The sequence below is a fragment of the Frankiales bacterium genome (assembly GCA_016125335.1).
Taxonomy (GTDB): Bacteria; Actinomycetota; Actinomycetes; order S36-B12; family CAIYMF01; genus Longivirga.
Genome location: WGLY01000014.1, coordinates 36,358 through 43,069, shown reverse-complemented (window position 1 = coordinate 43,069; position 6,712 = coordinate 36,358). Strand labels below are relative to the sequence as shown.

Genomic DNA, 6,712 nt, shown 5'->3' with positions numbered 1-6,712 from the left:
GGGCAGGGTGACCGGGGTGATGTCGGCGGGCCAGAACCCCGACGCGATCGCCGCTTCGGCCAGGTTCTGGCTGCGCACCCCGAACTCGTCCTGCTCGGCCCGGGAGATCCCCCGCGCCTGCGCCACGTTCTCCGCCGTCTGCCCCATCGCCAGGTAGACGTCGGGCATCAGCCCCGCCTCGCGCGGGTCGCTCCACGGCTCGCCCGCGGCCACGCGGGCCGCCTCGCGCCGTCCGGCCGCCACGAACTCCGGGTGCGGCACCACGGCGTCGCCCGTGAGGTAGTGCGCGGGGTAGCGGCTCACGCACTCCACGCCGCCGGAGACGAACGCCTCCCCCTCGCGGGACCAGATCGCGTGGGCCGCCATGCGGGTGGTCTGCAGGCTCGACGCGCACGCGCGGTTGACGGTGGTGCCCGGCAGGTGGTCCATGCCGAGCAGCACCGCCACCACCCGCGCGATGGTGAAGTCGGCCTCGCCGCCGGGCTGGACGCAGCCGATCATCATGTCGTCGATCTCGCGCGGATCGAGCTCGGGCACCTGGTCGAGGGCGGCGCGCACCATCTGCGCGAGCAGGTCGTCCGGGCGCATCCCGGCGAGCGAGCCCTTGAGGGCACGGCCGATGGGCGAGCGGGCGACGGAGACGATCACGGCCTCGGGCACAGCGGTCCCTTCGTGGGCGGCAGAGTCGGTAGGAGGGCGACGGGCAGGACGGCGACGGCTACGGGCGGCGCGGCGGGCGCGGCACCAGGCCGCTCGTGCGCGCCGCGTAGGCGGTGAAGGCGTCGCCGCGGGAGCGGGCCATGCGCTTCTCGGTGAGCCTCTTGCCCGTGCGCGACACGAGCATCCGCGTCATCAGCAGCGGTGCGACGACGGTGACGACACCGATCCACGCCCCCAGCGCGATGAGCCAGAACGAGAACATCACGCAGATGTCGCCGAAGTAGTTCGGGTGCCGGGTCCACGCCCACAGGCCGGTGTCGAGGATCTTCCCGGCGTTGGCGGGGTCGGACTTGAAGCGGGCGAGCTGCGCGTCGCCGACGGACTCGAAGACGATGCCGAACGCGCCCAGGGCCACGCCCACCCAGGTGAGCCAGTTGACCGGCTGGAGCTGGTACATGGCGACGACGATCGGCGTCGCCACGACCCACATCACCCAGCCCTGCGCCCAGAAGATGTTCTTCACGGCGAACGGGAGCAGCGCCCCCTGCCGCTTGGACATCAGCGCGGTGTAGCGCGGGTCCTCGCCCTTGCCGTGGTTGCGCCAGTGGATGTACGCCGCGAGGCGCACGCCCCACACCAGCGGCACCAGGAGGGCCACCAGCCGGCGGCCGTCATCACCGTGGCCCGCCGAGATCACGTACGTGGTGATGGCCACGGCGACGAAGCCCAGGCCCCAGAACGTGTCGATGATCGACCAGTTGCCGCTGCGCGCCGAGATGGCGAGCACGACTCCCATCAGGACGCAGATCGCCACCGCAGCGGCGACGAGGCCCACCACGAGCGGACCCCACGACACCTCGCCCACACGTCCTCCTGACGCTTGACAGCACTGTTAGTTGTAGTGCGTGGCAGGGATCGCGTGCAAGGGATTCGGCGCACCAGTCGTCGAGTCCGCGCCCGGCGTCTCGACTTCCGGGACGTCGACGCCCAGGCCCTTGCCGGAGTTACTTCGTTTGGTGTAGTAAACAGGACCGTCCGTGCATGCACCGAGACGCCCACGACGAGGGAGCGCGCATGAGCTCGACCACCCGAGCGGCACGACGCCGGTGAGCCCCCGCGTCGAGGTATCGCTCGGCCTCTGGCAGGACCGGCCGGCGACGGAGGTCATCGACACCGCCCTCGCGGCCGACGAGCTGGGCTACGGCGCGGTGTGGGTCGGCGAGATGGCGACCTGGGACGCGTTCGCCCTCGGCACGCACATCGGCGGGCGGATGTCCCGGGCGCGCCTGGTGCTCGGCCCGTTCGGCGTCGCGATCCGCGACCCCATGATGATCGCGATGGGCGCGGCGTCGGTGGCCACGCTCACCGGCCGCGAGGTGTCGGTGGCCCTCGGGACGTCGTCCAACCTCGTGGTCGAGCGGTGGCATGGGCGCGACCGCAGCCGCCCGGGCCAGGCGCTCGAGGAGTCCGCGCGCGCCGTGCGGCTGCTCCTCGACGGCGAGAAGGCCGAGGTGCCCGGCGAGGTGGTGCGCACCAGCGGCTACCGGCTGCGGCTCGACGCGCCCCGCTCGGAGCTCGTCGTGGCCGCCTTCGGCGACCGCGCGATCGGCGTCGCCGCCCGGCACGCGGACCGCATGGTGCTCAACCTCGTCGACCCCGCCTCGGTGGCGCAGCTGGTCGGCCGGCTGCGCGACACCGCGGCCGAGCTGGGCCGCGAGATGCCGCGCGTGGCGGTGTGGACCACGTGCGCGGTCGACCCCGGTCCCGCTGCCATCGAGCAGCTGCGCCGCGGTGTGGTCGGCTACCTCGCCGCTCCCGGCTACTCCGAGATGTTCCGCCGCGCGGGGTTCGGCGACCTCGTCGACCTGGCGCTGTCCGGGCCGCACCCCACGGCGCTGCTGGCCGAGGTGCCGGCCGAGCTCATCGAGGTGGTGGGCCTGGTGGGCGACGAGCAGCGCGTGTCCGAGCGGCTGTCGCAGTACCTGGCGGCCGGCGCGGACGACGTCGTGATCGTGCCGTCGGCCACCGACGACGACCCCGCGGCGCGTCACACGCTCGAGGCCGTGGCGCGCATCAGCTCCCGGCTGGGCTGAACCCCTCGCGCGGCAGGCCGCCCTTGCCGTAGGGGGCGAACGCCGGCGGGCGCCGCTCGACGAAGCTCTGCACGCCCTCGTTGAAGTCGAAGGACGACAGCGCGGTGCGCTCGCGGCCCTCGGCGTCCTCGACCGTCTCGAGGAACGTCTGCTCGTAGCTGTGCCGCAGCTGCTCCTTGATGTGCGCGACCGACGCCGGCGAGCAGTTCGCCGCCAGGTCCTCGGCGTAGGCGCGCGCGGCCGCCACGACGTCGCCGTCGGCGGGCACGATCGTGTGCACCAGGCCCATGTCGGCTGCCTCGTCGCTGGTGAACGTGCGGCCGGACACGAGCAGCTCGGTGGCCCGGCTCACCCCGATCAGCCGCGGCAGCAGGTACGACGCCGCGTGCAGGGCCGGCAGCCCGCGCCGCGCGAACGCGGTGGACATGCGCGCGCCTGACACCGCGAACCGCACGTCGCACATGAGCGTCTGCACGAGGCCGAACCCGGCGCACGCGCCGTTGACGGCCGCGACCATCGGCTTGGGGACGGTGATCGGGTACCAGTCCGGCTGCTCGATGGTGGCCGCCTCCGGGTTGAAGTCGCCGGTCTGCGTGTACGTCTGCAGCTCGAGGAAGTCCGCGCCGGGACAGAAGCTCGAGCCCGCGCCGGTGACCACGATGGCGCGCACGGAGTCGTCCTCGACGCACTCCTGGAGCCGGCCGTAGTAGCGGCGCTGGAGCGGGATCGTCCACGCGTTCTTGCGCTCCGGGCGGTTGAGCGTGAGCACCGCGACGCCGTTCTCGTCCGACCGCAGCACCAGATCCTCTGCCATGCGCGTGGACGCTAGCCGAGAGGGGCGTCGTACTGCAATAGTCGAAGTGACTCCGGCGGCGTGCCGGCGCGACGACCGGTGGGGAGGGCTCCGTGGGACGACACCGGGGCAGCCGGAGCGCGCCGCCGCGGTCAGCCGCGCCGCCAGCGCAGCGTGTGCGTGCGCGTCGCGCCGCCCGCGCTCTCCTGCGCCACCAGCGCGAGCGCCGTCCCGTCGAGCAGCACCGTGCGCCGCTGCTCCGTGCCCACGAGCGCGGGGTTCTGCGCCACCTCCACGGCGTGCACGACCTCGCCGCCCTCCACCCGCCAGCGGCCGGCGTAGGAGAAGCTGCCGAGGTAGGCCGACGCGAGGGCCTCGGCCGGGGCCCGGCGCGGGCTCGGCGTGGGCAGCAGGGGGCGGCGCCGCTCGGACACCACCGCGGCCATGCCGCCGTCGGGCGCGTACACGAGCAGTCCGGCCGGGTCCTCGCCGTACGGGCTGCGCTCGCCGTCGGCGTCGGACAGGGTCCAGGCGGTCAGGGTCCAGGTGCCGACGAGCGCGGTGGCGATGTCGGACTCGGCGGGGGTCATGGCAGCTCCGGATGGACGAGGAGGACGCGATGAGCGTGGCACTGGTGCTGGGGGCCGGCGGCAGCGCCGCCCTGGGCTGGGAGACGGGCGTGCTGGCCGGGCTCGCGGACGAGGGCGTGCTGCTGCCCGACGGGCTCCGCGTGGTGGGCACCTCGGCGGGCTCGCTGCTCGCGGGACGGCGGAGCCGGCCCGCGGACGGCGACCTCGAGAGCGGTCTCGCCGACGTCGCGGCCCTGCGCCCGCCGTCGATCGACTTCGCCGAGGTGGCCGCCGGCTGGGCCCGCTCGGCCGCCGGCGCGTCCTCGGCGCAGGACGCCCGCAGGCGCATCGGCGACGCGGCCAAGGCCGCCACCACTATGGACCCGGCCGAGCGCCGCGAGGAGATCGCCGTGCTCGCCGGCCGGCAGGACTGGCCGCCCGGGGAGGTGCTCGTCACGGCTGTGAGCGCCGACACCGGGCGCTTCGTGACCTTCGACCGCGACTGCGGGGTGGAGTGGCTCGACGCCGTGGGCGCGAGCTGCGCCGTGCCCTCGGTGTGGCCCACCGTGGTGATCGACGGCGAGCACTTCATGGACGGATCTGTGCTCTCGCCCACCAACCTCCCGGCCGCGGCGCCCTGCACCCGGGCGGTGGTGCTCGCGCCGCTGCTGCCCGAGCTCGGCGGTGGCATCGCCCGCGAGATCGAGCGCCTCGGCGAGGGCTCCGCGGTCGAGGTGGTGGCCGCCGACGCCGGCTCGCAGGCGGCCTTCGGGCCCAACCCCCTCGACCCGCGGGTCACCCTCGCCGCGGCGCAGCAGGGACGCCGGCAGGGCCGGGGGGCCGCCGCCCGCGTGCGCGCCCTCCTGGCCTGAGACGGGCGCCGTCCTCACACCAGCCGGAAGTCGACGCCGGACAGTCGCACGGTGCGGCCCGCCTGGGCGCGGTCGGTCGCCGGCAGCTCCACGGCGACCAGGCCCTCGGCCCCGTCCGTCGGCACGAAGCGCAGCGCCGCGCCCGGCAGGTCGAGGCTGACGCCGTCGGCTGCGACCTCCACCTCGAGGACGTCGGCCCACGTGGCGGCGACGGCGTGCGGGTCGCGCACGGCGAGCTCCACGGCGGTGTAGTCGCCGACGACGTCCGTGCACCCGGTCTCGAACACGCGCGGCGCGTAGTGCCAGGAGTCGGCCGGGCGGATCTGGTCGAACTCCGCGAGGGTGCCGAGCCCGCGCGGGTGCCACTGCGTGATCGTGTGCCCCTCGTACGGGGTCTCCATCACCAGCGTGAGCCCGCGGTCGAGCGCCCGCTTCTTGGTGCGCTCGGCGTCGTCCACCTGCACCACGACCATGTAGCCGAGGTCGCCTCCGCGCTTGGCGAGCAGCCGGGCCGGCATGGTGTCCGGCCCGAGCGGCGCGGTGAACTCCAGGAACGTCGAGCCGATGGTGAGCACCTCGTGCACGAAGCCGAGGTCGGCCATGCCCTGCTCGTCCTTGATGCCCTGGCGCAGGCCGAGCCCGCTGCGCGCGTCGGCGAGCGTGGCGTCGAGGTCGGCGGCCAGGAAGACGAGCTGGCGCACCTGGGGCAGCGCGGGGGTCTCGGGCATGTCAGGCCTCCTGGCCGTCGAGGGAAGCGGCGGGGTCCGCGAGCCCGGTGAGGGTGGTGCACAGCTCCCACAGCGCGGCGCGCTCGGCGTCGGTCTCGCGGGTGGCGTCGGTGCGGTGGGTCTCGCGCGGGCGGCGGTCGAGCCAGAACTGGCCCGACGTGGTGGCCGGCTCGTCGGCCGAGCCGAGCCACACGATGGTGTCGGCGCCCTGCGCCGGCGTACGCAGCACGTCGCGGAACTTGGCCTCGAACTCCGGGATGGACGACGAGACCCCCGGGGTCGCGGCCCACCCCGGGTGCATCGAGTGGCACACGACGCCGGTGCCCGCCAGGCGCTCGGCGCGCATCTCCGTGACGATCACCTGGCCGCGCTTGGTGCGCGAGTACACGGCGGTGCCGATGAACTCGCGGTGCTCGGTGTGCGGGTCCTCGACGTCGATCCGCTGGCTGTACATGCCGCCGGAGGACACCTCGACGATGCGCGAGGGCGCGCTCGCGACGATGCGGTCGAGGAGCAGCTCGGTGAGCAGGAAGGGCCCGAGCAGGTTGGTGGCGAGGACGAGCTCGTAGCCGTCCTCGGACAGCAGCCGCTCGTTGAGCAGCACGCCGGCGTTGTTCACCAGCACGTGCACCTGCGGCTCGGTGGCGAGGATCTCCTCGGCCGCCCGGCGCACCGAGGCCATCGACGACAGGTCGCACACGATCACGCGCAGGTCGTGGTTGCCGGTGGCCTGCTCGATCTCCTCGAGGGCCGCCTGCGCGCGGGCGCCGTCGCGGGCGAGCATGACCACGCGCGCCCCGAGCGCGGCGAAGCCCTCGGCCGCCGCGCGGCCGAGCCCGGAGGTCACGCCGCTGATGACGACCGTGCGCCCGGCGACGTGGCTCATGTCCGAGTCGTCCCAGGTGGGACGCCGCATCTCGTACCCGAGGCGGCTGAAGCTCACCTTGTCGTCGGCGGTCGCCTCGGCGTCGATCGCGTCGGCCTGCGCGCGGTCCAT

The 6,712-nt window shown here is 74.3% G+C and carries 8 protein-coding genes; 2 read left to right on the top strand and 6 right to left on the bottom strand.

What is annotated here, in order from left to right; genetic code table 11:
• Positions 1-660: acetyl-CoA C-acyltransferase (locus GC157_08130; protein MBI1377434.1), on the bottom strand; the 660-nt coding region annotated here is incomplete at its 3' end.
• 58 nt (positions 661-718) lie between these two features.
• The gene (locus GC157_08125; GenBank protein ID MBI1377433.1) at positions 719-1,456 is read right to left on the bottom strand and encodes a DUF1295 domain-containing protein; all 738 of its coding nucleotides are present in this window, start codon (positions 1,454-1,456) and stop codon (positions 719-721) included.
• A 310-nt stretch (positions 1,457-1,766) separates the two neighbouring features.
• Here GC157_08125 and GC157_08120 point away from each other — a divergent pair, with 310 nt between their 5' ends.
• On the top strand, positions 1,767-2,753 hold the full coding sequence (locus tag GC157_08120) for an LLM class F420-dependent oxidoreductase (protein MBI1377432.1): 987 nt from the start codon (positions 1,767-1,769) through the stop codon (positions 2,751-2,753).
• Here the strand turns inward: GC157_08120 and GC157_08115 are convergent.
• Positions 2,734-3,567: an enoyl-CoA hydratase gene (locus tag GC157_08115; GenBank protein MBI1377431.1), complete on the bottom strand. Its 834-nt coding sequence runs from the start codon at positions 3,565-3,567 to the stop codon at positions 2,734-2,736. The two genes, GC157_08120 and GC157_08115, sit on opposite strands and share 20 nt — an antisense overlap.
• Positions 3,568-3,698: 131 nt before the next feature.
• Positions 3,699-4,136, bottom strand: coding sequence for a hypothetical protein (locus tag GC157_08110; GenBank protein MBI1377430.1), 438 nt, complete (start codon positions 4,134-4,136; stop codon positions 3,699-3,701).
• Between the two features lie 11 nt (positions 4,137-4,147).
• Here GC157_08110 and GC157_08105 point away from each other — a divergent pair, with 11 nt between their 5' ends.
• Positions 4,148-4,987, top strand: coding sequence for a patatin-like phospholipase family protein (locus GC157_08105; protein ID MBI1377429.1), 840 nt, complete (start codon positions 4,148-4,150; stop codon positions 4,985-4,987).
• Between the two features lie 14 nt (positions 4,988-5,001).
• Here GC157_08105 and GC157_08100 read toward each other — a convergent pair whose 3' ends face one another.
• Together GC157_08100 and GC157_08095 are read right to left on the bottom strand one after the other, a co-directional pair.
• Positions 5,002-5,715, bottom strand: coding sequence for a hypothetical protein (locus GC157_08100; protein MBI1377428.1), 714 nt, complete (start codon positions 5,713-5,715; stop codon positions 5,002-5,004).
• Between the two features lies 1 nt (position 5,716).
• A complete protein-coding gene (locus GC157_08095) occupies positions 5,717-6,712 on the bottom strand; it encodes an SDR family NAD(P)-dependent oxidoreductase (GenBank protein MBI1377427.1) in 996 nt (331 codons plus the stop codon).